19 protein-coding genes are annotated in these 14,806 nt (G+C 64.3%); 12 read left to right on the forward strand and 7 right to left on the reverse strand.

The features are described from left to right. The 3 genes from EU800_RS27320 to EU800_RS23865 all read left to right on the forward strand — a co-directional run. Positions 1-210, forward strand: a 210-nt coding sequence (locus tag EU800_RS27320) for a hypothetical protein (protein WP_207209988.1), incomplete at its 5' end; no start/stop codon positions are given. A 324-nt stretch (positions 211-534) separates the two neighbouring features. Continuing rightward, positions 535-1,557, forward strand: coding sequence for an aspartate-semialdehyde dehydrogenase (locus EU800_RS23860; RefSeq protein ID WP_129636001.1), 1,023 nt, complete (start codon positions 535-537; stop codon positions 1,555-1,557). A gap of 126 nt (positions 1,558-1,683) precedes the next feature. Further along, positions 1,684-2,469: a heparan-alpha-glucosaminide N-acetyltransferase gene (locus tag EU800_RS23865; protein WP_129636002.1), complete on the forward strand. Its 786-nt coding sequence runs from the start codon at positions 1,684-1,686 to the stop codon at positions 2,467-2,469. 15 nt (positions 2,470-2,484) lie between these two features. On the opposite strand, the gene EU800_RS23870 is transcribed toward EU800_RS23865, so the two are convergent. Further along, positions 2,485-3,198, reverse strand: a complete 714-nt coding sequence (locus tag EU800_RS23870; RefSeq protein WP_129636003.1) for a carbonic anhydrase — start codon at positions 3,196-3,198, stop codon at positions 2,485-2,487. Between the two features lie 162 nt (positions 3,199-3,360). On the opposite strand from EU800_RS23870, the gene EU800_RS23875 reads away from it, so the two are divergent. From EU800_RS23875 to EU800_RS23885, 3 genes are all read left to right on the forward strand, one after another. After that, a complete protein-coding gene (locus tag EU800_RS23875) occupies positions 3,361-3,741 on the forward strand; it encodes a hypothetical protein (RefSeq protein WP_129636004.1) in 381 nt (126 codons plus the stop codon). An 85-nt stretch (positions 3,742-3,826) separates the two neighbouring features. Then, complete coding sequence (locus EU800_RS23880; protein WP_129636005.1) at positions 3,827-5,206, forward strand: M17 family metallopeptidase; 1,380 nt, start codon at positions 3,827-3,829, stop codon at positions 5,204-5,206. Further along, entirely contained in the window at positions 5,203-6,033 is an 831-nt protein-coding gene (locus EU800_RS23885) for an NlpC/P60 family protein (RefSeq protein ID WP_129636006.1), read from the forward strand. Before EU800_RS23880 ends, EU800_RS23885 begins: the two co-directional genes overlap by 4 nt. Here EU800_RS23885 and EU800_RS23890 read toward each other — a convergent pair. Next, positions 6,030-6,374, reverse strand: coding sequence for a DUF2794 domain-containing protein (locus EU800_RS23890; RefSeq protein ID WP_129636007.1), 345 nt, complete (start codon positions 6,372-6,374; stop codon positions 6,030-6,032). The two genes, EU800_RS23885 and EU800_RS23890, sit on opposite strands and share 4 nt — an antisense overlap. Before the next feature lie 314 nt (positions 6,375-6,688). Between EU800_RS23890 and truB the strand changes: the two genes are divergently transcribed. The 6 genes from truB to EU800_RS23920 all read left to right on the forward strand — a co-directional run bounded on the left by truB (position 6,689) and on the right by EU800_RS23920 (position 12,154). Further along, positions 6,689-7,609 carry a tRNA pseudouridine(55) synthase TruB gene (gene truB / locus EU800_RS23895; RefSeq protein ID WP_129636008.1) on the forward strand — a complete coding sequence of 307 codons (921 nt, stop codon included), beginning with the start codon at positions 6,689-6,691 and terminating at the stop codon, positions 7,607-7,609. Further along, positions 7,606-8,118: a DUF1643 domain-containing protein gene (locus EU800_RS23900; protein WP_129636009.1), complete on the forward strand. Its 513-nt coding sequence runs from the start codon at positions 7,606-7,608 to the stop codon at positions 8,116-8,118. The genes truB and EU800_RS23900 overlap by 4 nt, the downstream gene beginning before the upstream one ends. 140 nt (positions 8,119-8,258) lie before the next feature. Next, a complete protein-coding gene (gene rpsO / locus EU800_RS23905) occupies positions 8,259-8,528 on the forward strand; it encodes a 30S ribosomal protein S15 (protein WP_129636010.1) in 270 nt (89 codons plus the stop codon). Positions 8,529-9,103: 575 nt separating this feature from the next. Further along, on the forward strand, positions 9,104-10,084 hold the full coding sequence (locus EU800_RS23910; protein ID WP_129636011.1) for a tripartite tricarboxylate transporter substrate binding protein: 981 nt from the start codon (positions 9,104-9,106) through the stop codon (positions 10,082-10,084). An 81-nt stretch (positions 10,085-10,165) separates the two neighbouring features. Continuing rightward, positions 10,166-10,645 carry a tripartite tricarboxylate transporter TctB family protein gene (locus tag EU800_RS23915; RefSeq protein WP_165354824.1) on the forward strand — a complete coding sequence of 160 codons (480 nt, stop codon included), beginning with the start codon at positions 10,166-10,168 and terminating at the stop codon, positions 10,643-10,645. A gap of 9 nt (positions 10,646-10,654) precedes the next feature. Then, positions 10,655-12,154: a tripartite tricarboxylate transporter permease gene (locus tag EU800_RS23920; RefSeq protein WP_129636013.1), complete on the forward strand. Its 1,500-nt coding sequence runs from the start codon at positions 10,655-10,657 to the stop codon at positions 12,152-12,154. 340 nt (positions 12,155-12,494) lie between these two features. Here EU800_RS23920 and EU800_RS23925 read toward each other — a convergent pair whose 3' ends face one another. The 5 genes from EU800_RS23925 to EU800_RS23945 form a co-directional block, all read right to left on the reverse strand. After that, the gene (locus tag EU800_RS23925; protein WP_129636014.1) at positions 12,495-12,791 is read right to left on the reverse strand and encodes a 50S ribosomal protein L23; all 297 of its coding nucleotides are present in this window, start codon (positions 12,789-12,791) and stop codon (positions 12,495-12,497) included. Further along, a complete protein-coding gene (gene rplD, locus EU800_RS23930) occupies positions 12,788-13,408 on the reverse strand; it encodes a 50S ribosomal protein L4 (protein ID WP_129636015.1) in 621 nt (206 codons plus the stop codon). Before rplD ends, EU800_RS23925 begins: the two co-directional genes overlap by 4 nt. After that, on the reverse strand, positions 13,405-14,244 hold the full coding sequence (gene rplC / locus EU800_RS23935; protein WP_129636016.1) for a 50S ribosomal protein L3: 840 nt from the start codon (positions 14,242-14,244) through the stop codon (positions 13,405-13,407). Before rplC ends, rplD begins: the two co-directional genes overlap by 4 nt. 15 nt (positions 14,245-14,259) lie before the next feature. Next, a complete protein-coding gene (gene rpsJ / locus EU800_RS23940; RefSeq protein ID WP_129636017.1) occupies positions 14,260-14,571 on the reverse strand; it encodes a 30S ribosomal protein S10 in 312 nt (103 codons plus the stop codon). A gap of 134 nt (positions 14,572-14,705) precedes the next feature. Next, a partial coding sequence (locus tag EU800_RS23945; RefSeq protein WP_129635028.1) for a hypothetical protein occupies positions 14,706-14,806 on the reverse strand: 101 nt, incomplete at its 5' end.

A 14,806-nucleotide genomic window follows, 5' to 3' on the forward strand; every position in this document is an offset into this window, starting at 1 on the left:
CCAACCGATGCGCCTAATTCCCTAAGCGCAACAGCCTGCCCATGTCCTCAGATTTATCCCGAACCGATCACCCTCGCGAACCACCAGTCCGTCACCAACAACCGCCTCAGCAGCGCCGGTGAAGGGGGTTCTATGGAAACGCGCAGGGGGCCGCAAGAGGTTTTTTTCAAAAAGATGACAAACTCGGCAAAGACCCAGGGAACACACTGAAAATCATGGCATTTGATGCCGTCGATCACCCGCTTTCGGCCGCAAGTACACGCGACTCCGGCCTTGATCGGAGAAGAATCGCCTCCGACCGGGCGGCACCATCGGCGCCAGTAGACAGGACGACTCGGCATAAGCCGCGTCCCGAGATCCGAGGAGTGGGCGGATTCGCCCTCCGCGCGCGTGGTCTCACCCTTCACCCGGTGAATCCCCGCTCTGGTCGCAACGCGGCAAGTATCGTCGCGCAAGCGTTCGGGCGTTTTACTCCCTTCCCCAACCATTCCCGCGCTGCTATGAGGCGCGCGCACCAAACAGGAGTACGGACCGATGGGGTATCGTGTCGTTGTCGCGGGTGCCACGGGCAACGTGGGCCGCGAAATGCTGAACATCCTGGCCGAGCGCCAGTTCCCGGTTGATGAGATTGCGGCTCTGGCAAGCCGAAAATCCATCGGCACCGAAGTCAGCTTTGGCGACAAGACTCTCAAGACCAAGGACATCGACACGTTCGATTTCACTGGCTGGGACATGGCGCTCTTCGCCATCGGCTCCTCGGCGACCAAGACCTACGCGCCGAAGGCGGCGGCGGCGGGCTGCGTGGTGATCGACAATTCCTCGCTCTACCGCTACGAGCCCGACATCCCGCTGATCGTGCCGGAGGTGAACCCGGACGCGATCGAGGGCTACAAGAACCGCAACATCATCGCCAACCCGAACTGTTCGACGGCGCAGATGGTGGTGGCGCTGAAGCCGATTCATGACCGAGCACGGATCAAGAGGGTGGTGGTCTCGACCTACCAGTCGGTGTCCGGCGCCGGAAAGGAAGGCATCGACGAACTCTGGGACCAGACCAAGGGCCTATACGTGCCCGGCCAGGAGGTCGCGCCCTCCAAGTTCCAGAAGCAGATCGCGTTCAACGTCATCCCGCATATCGACGTCTTCATGGAGGACGGTTCGACCAAGGAAGAGTGGAAGATGGTCGCCGAAACCAAGAAGATCGTCGACACGTCGATCAAGGTCACCGCGACCTGCGTGCGTGTCCCGGTCTTCGTCGGCCATTCCGAGGCGGTGAATATCGAGACCGAGGATTTTCTCGACGAGGACGAGGCGCGCGATATCCTGCGCGAGAGCCCCGGTATCATGGTCATCGACAAGCGCGAGGACGGCGGCTACGCCACGCCTGTCGAATGCGTCGGCGACTACGCCACCTTCATCAGCCGCATCCGGCAGGATTCGACCATCGAGAACGGCCTAAACCTCTGGTGCGTCTCCGACAACCTGCGCAAGGGCGCCGCACTGAACGCGGTGCAGATTGCGGAACTGCTCGGAAACCGGGTTCTCAAGAAGGCCTGACCACCCGCCACAAGCGACACTGCGGAGGCTCCCCACGCGGGAGCCTCCTTGCTTTTGGGAACCGTCCCGGCAGCTGCGGCCGGCCCGACGATACCCGCTTGCACTCGCGACCCGGCACGGGACAGGGTGCTGGAACCAAGCCAGCGCAGGGAGGCCGTCGCCATCGCACAGAACGATCCTCTGCCAGGCCGCATTGTCGCGGTCGATATCGGTCGCGGCGTCGCCATCATCGGCATGGTGATCTTCCACTTCGTGTTCGACTTGGAATTCCTCGGCATCCTGCCGCGAGGAACCACGCTCTCGGGCCCATGGGCGATCTTCGCGCGAACGGTGGCCGGGTCATTCCTGTTCTTCGCGGGCGTGAGTCTCGTGCTCGCACATCGGAGCGGCATAAAGTGGCGCTCCTTTCTCCGCCGAAGCGCTGTCATCGCCCTCGCGGCCCTCGCCGTTTCGGTGGGAACCTTCGCCTTCGCGCCGAATGCCTTCGTTTATTTCGGTATCCTTCACGCGATCACCGTTGCCCGATTCGCCGGGCTGGCCTTCCTGCGCCTGCCGTCCGGCATCACCGCCGCCGTCGCCGGTCTCGTTTTCGTGCTCCCGCATTATGTCCAGTCGGCGGCCTTCGACACACGCTGGCTTGCCTGGATCGGGTTCTCCCTCAACCGGCCGCTCGCCTTGGATTTCGAACCGGTCTTTCCCTGGCTGGCGCCCTGCCTGCTCGGGATCGCGGCAACACGGGTCGCGCTGAGAAAGGGTGTCCTTCACCGGCTCGCGCGGCGCGGTCGGTCGGCCGGGCCGCTGGCCCGCGCGCTCGGCTGGGCCGGGCGCAACAGCCTCGTGATCTATCTCCTGCACCAGCTTCTGATGCTGCCGCTTCTCTGGGGGATCGTGAGCCTGGCACGGGCTTCGTGAGCCCGGCGCAGACTGTCACGTCTCGGAACGGCCCGCGCCGACAAGGACGAATCCGCCCGCCTCGGGAAGGTAATGCTCCAGCGTCCCCTTGCCGATATCAACCCAGAGGCCGTGCAGCGACAGCCGCTCTGCCTCGACGGCCTCTCGCACGAAAGGGAAGTCCCACAGGTTTTCCAGCGAGATCACCACGGTCTCTTTCTCCAGCGCCCGCTGCGCCTCGGCCGGATCGGCAATTCCGGCTACGCGCTCGTAACCGGGACGCAGGATCTCCAGCCAACGGCCGACGAAGCTCTCCTTCGCCTCCAGTTCCGGCGCATGGCCGGAACACATCTGGTGGCACCCCCTCACTCCGCCGCAATCGGAGTGGCCGACGATGATGACATGCGCCACGCGCAGCACGGATACGGCGTATTCCAGCGCCGCCGAGGTTCCGTGCGGATCTCCGTCGGGAAGGTAGGGCGGCACCACGTTGGCGATGTTGCGATGCAGGAAGATGTCGCCGGTCTCGGCGCTGAACAGCCCATTCACGTCGACCCGGCTGTCGCAGCAGGCAATTGCCATGATTCGCGGGTTCTGGCCGTCCTCGGCCAGGCGCCGATACCAGACCCTGTTCTCCTGATACGTGGTCGCGCGCCAGCCGTTGTAGCGCGTCACAAGATAGGGTGGCAGGGGAGCTGCGCGCAGGCTTGGCGCGACCTGTGTCCCGGTCTTTTCGGTCGTCTCGGACATGCCAGTCTCCCGGTGCTCGGCCCCTGGCAAGGGCGGACATTTTAGGAAAATCGAGATCAATCTTGTGCCGCCTCCTAACCGATTGTTCAACCCATCGGGTCACTCTCGAGACAGGCCGTGGGGCGGATCAGTTTGCATCCGAGGATCAGGACGAGGGAAAAGGTGGCCCATTTCGCGATACTTCATCATGAGGAGCCGGTTCGACTGGACCCAGACAGCCTCGAGGCACGCTACAGTGAACTTGGCCCGGCGGGGGCGGAAAACGTTGTCTGCCGCGCCATGGAGGAACTCGCGCTGCGCCTGTCGGATCTTGCCGCACTTCACCGCGCCGGTCGGCTGGACCAGCTCGCCCGCATCGCCCGAAGCATGGTCGCCATTGCCGGCCAGGTCGGGTTGACGAGCTTTGCCCGCGTCGCCGGCGACGTTGCCCGTTGTGCCCAGTCCGGCGATCCGATCGCCCTCGGCGCGACGCTCTGCCGGCTCGAGCGAATCGGCGACCTCTCTCTGACCGCGGTCTGGGACATGCAGGATCCCGGAATCTGACCTTGTTTCCGTTCCCTTTCCCTTGCGGGTGGTGCGCGATTCGCTAAGGTCCGAGGCCCAATCGATCGGTCCAAGGAACCCGCAGATGACGCTCCGCTTCGCCGAGGCCGCCGCGCCCGCCACCCCGCTGCATCTCGTCGGAACGGAGGATCTCGCACGCTGGCGAGAGACGCTCGGCACCGGTCCGCGGGCCTGGCTCGACCGCACCGGCTTCACCGGCGCCCAGGGTGAGGTCGCGTTGCTCCCCGATGGCGACAAAGCCTTCGCCGTCGTCGGGCACGGAACGCCGCAGAGCCGCTCCCGCGGCCGCTTCCCACTCGCCGCCGCAGTCCCGAAACTGCCCGAGGGCATCTATGATCTCGTCACGCCGCTGCCGGAGGCGGAACGCGCCGAAAACGCGCTCGGCTGGCTGCTCGCCCGACATGTCTTTGACCGATACAAAAAGATTTCGACGCCCGGCGCCGCGCTCAAGGCACCGGCGGGGCTCGATGCAACGCGAATCGAGGCCATCGCCAATGGCGAGGCGCTCACCCGCGACCTCATCAACACGCCTGCCAACGACATGGGCCCGGACGAGCTCGAGGCCGCCGCGCGCGCACTCGCCGAAACCCACGGCGCCGATCTCACCGTCACGCGCGGCGAAGACCTGCTCGCGGAGAACTTCCCGCTCATCCACACCGTCGGCCGCGCTTCGCCGCGTGCGCCCCGCCTGATCGACCTCCGCTGGGGTGACGCGGGCCCGAGCCTGACCCTGGTCGGCAAGGGCGTCTGCTTCGACACGGGCGGGCTGAACCTCAAACCCGGCAGCTCGATGGGGCTGATGAAGAAGGACATGGGCGGTGCTGCCACGGTTCTCGGCCTGGCTTCCATGATCATGACCCTTGGCCTTCTCATGCGCCTGCGCGTGCTGATCCCGGCGGTCGAAAACAGCGTCTCCGGCAATTCCTTCCGCCCGCAGGACATCCTTGCCTCGCGCAAGGGTCTCAGCGTCGAGATCAACAACACCGATGCCGAAGGCCGCCTCGTCCTCGCCGACGCCCTGGCCTTTGCTACCGAGGAAGATCCCGACTGCCTGGTTTCGATGGCGACTCTGACCGGTGCCGCCCGCGTCGCCGTCGGCCCAGATCTTGCGCCCTTCTTCACCGATGACGAAGCGCTCGCCGCGGCGCTGTCCGGGTCTGCCGCCCGCGTGGCCGATCCGGTCTGGCGCATGCCCTTCCATGCACCCTACGAATCGATGATCGAACCTCCTCTGGCCGACCTCGACAACGCGCCAAAGGGTGGAATGGCCGGCGCGATCACCGCCGCGCTGTTCCTCCGCCGCTTCGCCGAAGGAGCGCGCAGCTACACCCATTTCGACATCTATGGCTGGCAGCCCACAGCGGCGCCCGCCCGTCCGGTCGGCGGCGTCGGCCAGGGCGCCCGTGCGCTGCTCGACGCGCTGCCGGAGATCCTGTCGCTGTGACCGACCACCGCCTTCTGCCAGCCAACAGCCATGTCGCGGCGAGCGAGCTGCGCGGCCAGGTCGACGCACCGCATTACACTGAGGGAGACTGGCAACGGGTCGGCGCTCCCGTGGTCGACCTCCTGCAAGGCCCCGGCGGCCGGCGCGAGCGCCAGTTGCTCTTCGGCGAGCGCGTCCGCGTCCTCGACATCCGCAACGGCGTCGCCTTCCTGCAATCGGCCCGCGACGGCTATGTCGGCTATGTGGACGACACTGCGCTCGTCGCGGATTTCAGACCGACCCACCGTGTTGCCGCCGCCGCGACCCATCTCTACCCTTCGCCCGATCTCAAGGTCCGAGAGACCTGCTGGCTCTCGCATGGGAGCCTGCTTCGCATCACAGGACAGAGCGGGACGTGGTCGGAAACCGATACCGGCGGCTTCGTTCACACGGGCCACCTCTCGCCGCTCGACGCGCCGCCGACCGACCCGGTCGCGACCGCACGGCTCTATCTCGGCACGCCTTATCTCTGGGGAGGCAATTCCCGCGCCGGAATCGATTGTTCGGGTCTTGTCCAGGCCGCCCTACTGGCTGCGGGCATCCCCTGTCCCGGCGACAGTGACCTTCAATACGATGCCGTGGGCACGGCGCTGCCGAAGAACGCTCCGCCATTGCCGGGCGATCTCTTCTTCTGGGAAGGCCATGTTGCCATCGCCGCCGACCCGGCGCTATTCATCCATGCAAATGCGTATCACATGGCTGTCGCCCTCGAGCCGATCGAGGCCGCGATGGCCCGCATTGCCGCAAAGGAATTCGGCGGGCTTCTCGCCCACAAGCGTCTCGCCTAATCCACCGCCCGGATCAGTTTCCGCTCCAGCACCCGGAGCACAGTCTTCAGGTCATGACCGCGCTTGAGGATCTGTCCGTCCGGCCCCAGGACCGCGTACATCCCCTGCCGCTGGCGCAGTTTCGGACGCTTCTCGATCCGGTAGAGCGGATGTTCGGCAGTGCGCCGGAAGATCGAGAAGACCGCCACCTCCCGAAGATGCGAGATTCCGTAGTCGCGCCACTCTCCAGCCGCGACCATCCGCCCGTAAAGCGTCAGGATCAGGCCCAGCTCCCTGCGGTCGAAGGCCACCTGCTGCGGCAGGCAGCCGGCAAGTGATGGTGGCGGGCTCTCCATGTTCATGGATCAACCATGAATCGGACCAGCTGCCGAAATCAAGCCTTGCCGCAATCCCGCCTCAAAATGACCTCTGCTGTTTCACCCTTTGCCCTCACGGGCGCCCCAGGCCGGGGGCATCTTCTGAATGTGTAGAGAGCTTCGGCTCGGTCCGGTGCCGCGGAGCAACAGCCCCCACCCAGTCCGCGGCACCGGAACTACATGGCCTCCCCTCCATCGATCCGATGCAGATCCACCGATCGCAGACCCGTGCCGTCGCCATTGACAGCGCCCCGTTTGGCGCGCTAACCCGCCGCCTTCGATACAGATCGGGGCAGGACATGGCACGCAGGCGCAAGGGGCGCGACATTTCGGGGTGGGTCATCGTGGACAAGCCGGCCGGTCCGAGTTCGACCGCCGTGGTCGGCAAGGTCAGGTGGGCCTTCGACGCGCGGAAGGCCGGCCATGCCGGCACGCTCGATCCCGCCGCAACCGGCCTGCTCGCGATCGCCCTCGGCGAAGCGACCAAGACCGTTCCCTATGTCACCGACGCGCTCAAAGCGTATCGCTTCACCATCCGTCTTGGCGCGGCGACCAATACTGACGACGCAGAGGGCGACATCATCGCAACCAGCCCGCTGCGCCCCACCGATGCGGAGATCCGCGCCGCCCTGCCGCGCTTTGTCGGCGACATCCTGCAGGTGCCGCCGAAATTCTCTGCCGTGAAGATCGACGGCGAACGCGCCTATGCGCTGGCCCGCGATGATGAGGCATTCGAGATCGCCGCCCGCCCGCTCTATGTCGACAGCCTCGACCTCGTCGAGCGGCCCGACCCCGACACCGCCGTGCTCGAGATGGTCTGCGGCAAGGGCGGATATGTGCGCTCTGTCGCCCGCGATCTCGGTGCAGCACTCGGCTGCCATGCACATGTCACGTCGCTCCGCCGCATCTGGTCCGGTCCGTTCGACACCGAGGGTGCATTGACGCTGGAGGCGCTCGAGGCGATGGCTCGCACACCGGAGCTCGATGCGCATCTGCGCCCATTGCAGGACGGGCTGCTTGACCTGCCAATGCTGCCCTGCACGCCCGAAGGCGCGGCCCGGATGCGCAACGGCAACCCGGGCATGGTTCTGGCCGCGCCGGATATCGACTATGGCGATATCGCCTGGGCCAGCTACCAGGGCACGCCCGTCGCCATCGGCACCTATCGTAGCGGCGAACTGCACCCGGCGCGGGTCTTCAACCTTCCAGAGGGCGGATGATTTCGCGCGACCATGTCAAGGGCGACGCTCCCTCGACCGCACTCTATTCCGACTGCACAGGCTACCGCTACGCGCTCACCCGCGCCTGGAACGCCTCCGGCAGACGGCTTCTCTTCATCATGCTCAACCCGTCGAAGGCGACCGAACTGGTCAACGACCCGACGGTCGAGCGCTGCGAGCGCCGCGCCCGAGCGCTCGGATACGGCGCCTTCCGGGTCTGCAACATCTTTGCCTGGCGCGAGACCGATCCCACCGCGCTGCGCCGCGCCACCGATCCGGTCGGGCCGGAAAACGACGCCGTACTGCGCAACAGCGCGGCCTGGGCAGACGACATCCTCTGCGCCTGGGGCATTCACGGCGCGCATCTCGGCCGAGCAGATGCGGTCGCCGCGCTCCTCCTCGCCACCGGTCGCCCGCTCCTCTGCCTCGGCCTGACCCGCGCCGGCCACCCGCGCCACCCTCTCTATGTCAGCTACGGCACGCGGCCGATGCGTTGGACTCCCCTCTGATCCTGAGAAACTCCTTCCGTTTGCTCCGGATTCCCCTTATACGCGCGCATCCGTCCGAATCCCGGGCGGTCCTCTCTCCAAGGGCCCTGCTGGACGACATCCCGGCTTGCGCCATCAACTCGAACCTCAAGGAGACCCCGATGTCGATCACTGTCGAAGAAAAGGCCCGCGTCATTTCGGAATATGCGACCAAGGAAGGCGACACCGGTTCGCCCGAAGTCCAGGTCGCCGTCCTTACCTCGCGGATCAACACGCTGACCGAGCATTTCAAGACCCACAAGAAGGACAACCACTCCCGTCGTGGTCTCCTGAAGCTCGTCGCGCAGCGCCGCAAGCTGCTGGACTACCTCAAGGCCAAAGACGAGGCTCGCTACAACGACCTCATCGGCCGCCTCAGCATCCGCCGCTGACGTCTGACGGGCCCTGAAAGGGCCTGTCCACTCAACCTCCTCGGCCAACGAATGGCATGACGGTCTCGACCGGCGGTCGGCCTCGTGTTTCGTTGGCCGAGAGAAGGTTCTTTGCGGTCATTTTCGGTAAGCGGGGCCTCGAGAGCGCCCGAAGTGTCACAGTGGTGCCGCAGAACACGCTCCCATAGTCTCGCACGAACGACGTCGTTCTACTCCCACCGTTGAAGCTCCGGCTGTGCGGTCACGAAGTCTTCGAAAAGGGATCAGGAAGCGCACCGCAACTCGGGCGGTTGGTGCTCAATTGATCATTGTACAGTAAAACGTTCGCACCGGGCCCGGCGCTCCGCCCGCCTGCTGCATCTGCAATCGGAGGTGTCAAAATCGCGCACCTCAGACAGGATGACAGTATCTGGTCGAATAGTATACCAAATGAAATGATGGCCTTGGTCCGACAGAGGGAACCATCCCGTGACGGCTCGTAGCCCTTTCCAAGAACAAGAACTTCCGGACAACGGAACTGAGTCAAACAACGCCCGGACCATGTGGCCGGCAATGCATCAGGGAGAGAGAAAACCATGAAAAGACGTGCGATTCTGAAGAGCGCTGCGATGGCTGTCGCGGCATTCGCCGCATTCGGCGCGCCTGAAGCGAGAGCCGAATGGCCCGAACGCCCGATCACCCTCATCGTTCCTTGGGGCGCAGGCGGCGGCACCGATGCTGTCGGACGCATCTTCGCCAACCTTCTGGAACAGGAACTCGGAACCCCGGTGAACGTCGTCAACCGCACCGGTGGCAGCGGCGTCGTTGGGCATTCGGCCATCGCGTCGGCAAAACCCGACGGCTATACGCTGGGCGTGGTAACGGTCGAAATCGCGATGATGCACTGGGTGGGCCTGACCGACCTGAGCTATGAAGACTACACTGTCATCGGCCAGGTGAACTTCGACGCGGGCGGCCTGATGGTGAGCACGGACTCGCCGTATCAGACCGCCGCCGACCTGATCGCCGCGATCAAGGCGGAGCCGGATGGGACCTTCAAGGCGTCCGGAACCGGTCAGGGCGGCATCTGGCATCTTGGCGGCGCCGGCTGGCTTCTGTCCGAAGGTGTGGACCCGGCCAAGGTACCGTGGGTTCCCAGCGAAGGCTCGGCTCCGGCCCTCAAGGACATGGTCGCCGGTGGCGTTGACTACGTCACCTCGTCGCTGGCCGAGGGCCGGGCGCTGATCGAGGCCGGGAAAGTGACGCCGCTTGCCAATATGGGCGAGGAGCGCCTCGACATCTTCCCCGACGTGCCGACCCTCAAGGAAGCAACGGGATCTGACTGGACGATCGGCGTCTGGCGGGTGATCGGCGGCCCGAAGGGGATGCCCGACGAAGTCGTCAACAAGCTCGTTCCGGCGCTCGAGAAGGCATATAACAGCCCGGAATACAAGGAATTCATGGACGGACGCGGCTTCGGGATGCAGTGGCGCCCTTCCACCGAAGCCTATGAGTTCATGAAGGTGAACGACGAGAGCTTCGGCGAAGTCATGAAGAAGGCGGGCCTGGCGAAATAAGCACGCCCTTCTGCAATGCCGGGCGGAAGGATCACGTGTCCTTCCGCCCGATCTTTCCACACCGGAGGTGAGGATCGTCCCTTGAAGTTCAACGATGCCGTTTCAGGTGTGTTCTTCATCCTGTTTGCGCTGCTACTCTTCTATCTCACCAGCGATTATCCCGGCCTCTACGGCCAAGCCTACGGTCCCGATCTGTTCCCGCGCCTGATCGCGGCCCTGATGGGCCTTTCCGGGGTGGTTCTGGTCTTCAAGGGAGCAAGAGAGTGGTCCGTGATCCCCGGCGTGACGATGGCCGACTGGATGCGGTCGCCCCGGCATGTCGGCAATTTCTTCGCAGTTCTGTTGGCCCTGGTCCTGTATATTCTTCTGTCCGACTGGCTGGGCTTCATCATCACCGGAAGCGCCGTGCTTTTTGGCTTGATGATCCGGTTGCGCGGACCGGCGTATTGGAAGTCGTCTATCTTGATTGCGTTGCTGACTGTCGTGGTCATCCAGTTCTTCTTTGGCCAGATGCTCCGGGTCCCACTTCCTTGGGGTCTTCTCGAGAATTACGCTTGGTAGGGGACGAACATGGACATCATGCTTCAGGCCATTGGCCTCGTATTCGACCCGCAAGTCCTCCTGGTGATCTTGTTTTCGGGTGCTTTCGGAATGTTCATGGGGGCGATTCCGGGGCTTTCCGCGACGATGGCCACCGCGCTACTCGTGCCCGTGACCTTTTTCATGCCGCCCGTGCCCGCGCTCGCCTCGATCGTGACCGCAACGGCGATGGCGATCTTCGCCGGCGACCTGCCGGGGGCGCTTCTGCGCATTCCCGGCACACCCGCCTCCGCGGCCTATACGGACGAGGCCTATGCCATGACCCGCAAGGGACAGGCCGAACTCGTGCTCGGCGTAGGGCTTTGCAGTGCGGTGATCGGCGGCCTGTTCGGTGCGCTGGTGCTCACTTTCACGGCCCCGGCCCTTGCGGAATTTGCGTTGAAATTCAGTTCGTTCGAGTATTTCTGGCTGGCATGTCTCGGCCTCACCTCGGCCGCCTTCATTTCGACCGATGTGCCCGTGAAGGGGGTTATCTCGCTGATGATCGGGCTCCTGATCGCGACCGTCGGCATCGACCCGACCGCTGGCCATCCGCGCTTCACGTTCGGCAGCGTCGAGCTCATGGGGGGCGTGAACTTCATCCCCGCCATGATCGGGATGTTCGCGGTCGCCGAAGTGTTGCGCTCGGTCACCTCAACCGCCGAACCGGTAAAGGTCAAGTTCGGGCATTTTGGAAATGTCTTCCGCGGCGTCGGCGGGGTACTGCTTCGATACAAGAAGAATCTGCTGCGCGGCAGCGTGATCGGCACGCTGGTCGGAGCTCTGCCGGGCGCGGGATCGGACATCGCCGCATGGATCTCCTATGCCGTCTCGAAGAAATTCTCGAAGGAGCCGGAGAAGTTTGGCACCGGACATGTCGAGGGGATCGTCGATGCCGGGGCCAGCAACAATGCCGGGCTGGGCGGCACCTGGGTGCCCGCCCTCGTTTTCGGCATCCCCGGTGACTCCATCACCGCGATCGTCATCGGGGTTCTCTACGTCAAGGGCATGAATCCCGGTCCGACTGTGTTTCTCGAACAGCCGGAGCTGATCTACTCGGTCTTCGTGACCTTCTTCCTGGCAAACCTCTTCATGATTCCGCTGGGATATGTGGCGATCAAGTCCTCGACACAGTTGCTCCGGGTCCCAAGAAATGTGCTGATGCCGATCATCCTGATGTTCTGCATTGTCGGCACCTTCGCCATCAACAACACCGTCTTCGGCGTCGGCATCATGGTGGTGCTCGGTCTGGTGGCCTACGTGATGGAGGAGAACGGGTTCCCGATTGCGCCCGCGATCCTCGGGCTCGTTCTGGGCGGATTGCTGGAGCGCAGCTTCATGACCTCGATGATCAAGGCAGACGGCAACCTCCTTGCCTTTTTCGAGCGTCCCATCGCGGCGGTTCTCGGGATCATCACCGTGATGATCTGGTTCTCTCCGCTGGTCTTGCGAATGCGACGGAAGGGGGCATCGCCTGCCGGGGATGTCTGACGCAGATTGGGACCGCGCATTGCCGGTTGAGCATGGTCGAGCGTTCTGCGACGTCGGCGAGTGAAGAGTTGCACCCCGCTCAGGTGGCCGTGACTCCCAAATCGTGACACATGCTCACCGTGCGGCATGGCATTGCACGTAACCGCAATTTCCCCGGCGAAGGCGCCCTCGAGTCTCACGCCCGCATTTGTAATGCAGCCTTCGACGACGGAGGCTTCACGAGCGGGAGACACGGACTCCGGGCCAGACCGATCCACCGGATACCGTGACTGACCTCCCGAACGGGAGAAGGCCCCCGCCTTCCGGCAGGGGCCCTCATTCCTTCGATCTCTCCGCCGCCTCAGAGGCCGGTGGAAACGTCGATCGTGTTGCCCTCTTCGAGGGTCACATAGGCTTTCTTGACGTCCTTCCGCTTGCCGAGCTGGCCGCGGAACCGCTTGACCTTGCCTTTGGTGACGGTCGTGTTGACCGCTTTCACCTTCACACCAAAGAGACCTTCGACGGCTTCCTTGATCTGCGGCTTGTTCGCGTCGATCGCGACCTCGAAGACGACCGCGTTGGCCTCGGAGGCCATGGTCGACTTCTCGGTGATGACCGGCTTGCGGATCACGTCGTAAAATTCGGCTTTCACGCTCATTTCAGACGGGCCTCCAGAGCTTCGACACCCGCCTTCGTGATCACGAGCGTGTCACGCTTGAGGATGTCCATGACGTTGGCACCGATCGAGGGCAGCACGTCCAGACCTTCGATATTGGCAGCGGCGCGAGCGAAGTTTTCGTTCACTTCCGAGCCATCGATGATCAGCACACGCTTCCAGCCGAGTTCCTTGACCTGCTTGGCCAGGATCTTGGTCTTGGCTTCGTCCAGCGCCGCGGTCTCGATGATCACGAGGTTGCCGGAGGCCACCTTGGACGACAGCGCGTGCTTCAGGCCGAGCTTGCGGACCTTCTTGGGAAGGTCGTGGGCATGGCTGCGCGGGGTCGGGCCCTTGTAGATACCACCCTTGCGGAAGATCGGCGCGTTGCGGTCGCCGTGGCGGGCGCCACCGGTGCCCTTCTGGCGATAGATCTTCTTGGTCGAGTAGCTGGTTTCCGAGCGGGTCTTGACCTTGTGGGTGCCAGCCTGCGCCTTGTTGCGCTGCCAGCGGACCACGCGGTGCAGGATGTCGGCACGCGGCTCTAGGCCGAAGACGTCTTCGGAGAGTTCCACGTCGCCGGCGGCCCCGCCGTCGAGCTTGATCACGTCGAGTTTCATTCCTCGCCTTCCTTCTTCTCGGCTTGGATTTCCTCCTCGGCCTTCTTCAGCGCCGCGGCCTCGGCGGCCGCCTGTTCAGCCAGAGCCGCCTCTTCGGCCGCCTTTGCCTCGGCCTCGGCCTGGGCAGCGGCTTCTTCGGCGAGACGCTTGGCTTCAGCGGCAGCCGATCTCAGTGCCGCAGGCAGGATCGCGTTCTCCGGGAACGGCTTCTTGACGGCGTCCTTGATCGTCACCCAGCCGCCCTTGGAGCCGGGAACCGCGCCCTTGACCATGATCAGGCCGCGGTCGGCATCGGTGCGAACGACCTGCAGGTTCTGCGTGGTGACGCGTGCCGCGCCCATGTGGCCGGCCATCTTCTTGCCCTTGAACACGCGGCCCGGGTCCTGACACTGACCGGTGGAACCGTGCGAGCGGTGCGAGATCGAGACGCCGTGCGAGGCGCGCAGGCCACCGAAATTGTGCCGCTTCATGGCACCGGCGAAGCCCTTGCCGATCGAGGTGCCGGACACGTCGACATACTGACCTTCGAAGTAATGGTCCGCCGTGATCTCCTCGCCGACGTCGATGAGGTTCTCGGGGGCGACGCGGAACTCGGCCACCTTGCGCTTCGGCGCCACGTTCGCCTTGGCGAAATGGCCGCGCATCTGCTGGCTGGTCCGCTTGGCCTTGGCCGAGCCGGCGCCAAGCTGGACGGCGGTGTAGCCGTCACGCTCGAGCGTCCGCTGGTCGACGACCTGCAGATTGTCGAGGTGGAGCACGGTCACCGGAACCTGGCGGCCGTCCTCGAGGAACAGGCGGGTCATCCCCACCTTCTTTGCGATAACTCCAGAGCGCATAGTTCCATGCCCTCCTTAGTTCAGCTTGATTTCGACATCGACGCCGGCGGCGAGGTCGAGCTTCATCAGCGCGTCCACGGTCTGCGGCGTCGGGTCGACGATGTCGAGCAGGCGCTTGTGGGTGCGGATCTCCCACTGGTCGCGCGACTTCTTGTCGATATGCGGTCCACGGAGAACCGTAAACTTCTCGACCTTGTTCGGCAGCGGGATCGGGCCGCGCACCTGGGCGCCCGTCCGCTTGGCGGTGTTGACGATCTCAAGCGTGCTGGCGTCCAGCACGCGGTAGTCGAACGCCTTCAGCCGAATGCGGATGTTCTGGCTTTGCATTGTCAGTCAGCCTTGTTCTCGGCATTGGGGTTGAGAGGTCGAATGCGGCTCATTCCACACCCGGCGTCGAACCCGGTATCAACGATTGGGGCAGGCCCGGCAGGCCCACCCCGACATCTCGCATCGAGTATGTATTACTCGATGATCTTGGAGACGACGCCGGCGCCGACGGTGCGACCGCCCTCGCGGATGGCGAAGCGCAGCTTCTCTTCCATCGCGATCGGTGCGATCAGCT

Source organism: Tropicimonas sp. IMCC6043, assembly GCF_004146235.1.
Lineage (GTDB): Bacteria > Pseudomonadota > Alphaproteobacteria > Rhodobacterales > Rhodobacteraceae > Tropicimonas.

What these genes read in the sequence shown, in the direction of transcription:
- EU800_RS23860 (WP_129636001.1), top strand. Translation starts at nt 535, where the DNA reads ATGGGGTATCGTGTCGTTGTCGCGGGTGCCACGGGCAACGTGGGCCGC.
- EU800_RS23870 (WP_129636003.1), bottom strand. Translation starts at nt 3,198, where the DNA reads ATGTCCGAGACGACCGAAAAGACCGGGACACAGGTCGCGCCAAGCCTG.
- EU800_RS23880 (WP_129636005.1), top strand. Translation starts at nt 3,827, where the DNA reads ATGACGCTCCGCTTCGCCGAGGCCGCCGCGCCCGCCACCCCGCTGCAT.
- EU800_RS23890 (WP_129636007.1), bottom strand. Translation starts at nt 6,374, where the DNA reads ATGAACATGGAGAGCCCGCCACCATCACTTGCCGGCTGCCTGCCGCAG.
- truB (WP_129636008.1), top strand. Translation starts at nt 6,689, where the DNA reads ATGGCACGCAGGCGCAAGGGGCGCGACATTTCGGGGTGGGTCATCGTG.
- EU800_RS23900 (WP_129636009.1), top strand. Translation starts at nt 7,606, where the DNA reads ATGATTTCGCGCGACCATGTCAAGGGCGACGCTCCCTCGACCGCACTC.
- rpsO (WP_129636010.1), top strand. Translation starts at nt 8,259, where the DNA reads ATGTCGATCACTGTCGAAGAAAAGGCCCGCGTCATTTCGGAATATGCG.
- EU800_RS23910 (WP_129636011.1), top strand. Translation starts at nt 9,104, where the DNA reads ATGAAAAGACGTGCGATTCTGAAGAGCGCTGCGATGGCTGTCGCGGCA.
- EU800_RS23920 (WP_129636013.1), top strand. Translation starts at nt 10,655, where the DNA reads ATGGACATCATGCTTCAGGCCATTGGCCTCGTATTCGACCCGCAAGTC.
- EU800_RS23925 (WP_129636014.1), bottom strand. Translation starts at nt 12,791, where the DNA reads ATGAGCGTGAAAGCCGAATTTTACGACGTGATCCGCAAGCCGGTCATC.
- rplD (WP_129636015.1), bottom strand. Translation starts at nt 13,408, where the DNA reads ATGAAACTCGACGTGATCAAGCTCGACGGCGGGGCCGCCGGCGACGTG.
- rplC (WP_129636016.1), bottom strand. Translation starts at nt 14,244, where the DNA reads ATGCGCTCTGGAGTTATCGCAAAGAAGGTGGGGATGACCCGCCTGTTC.
- rpsJ (WP_129636017.1), bottom strand. Translation starts at nt 14,571, where the DNA reads ATGCAAAGCCAGAACATCCGCATTCGGCTGAAGGCGTTCGACTACCGC.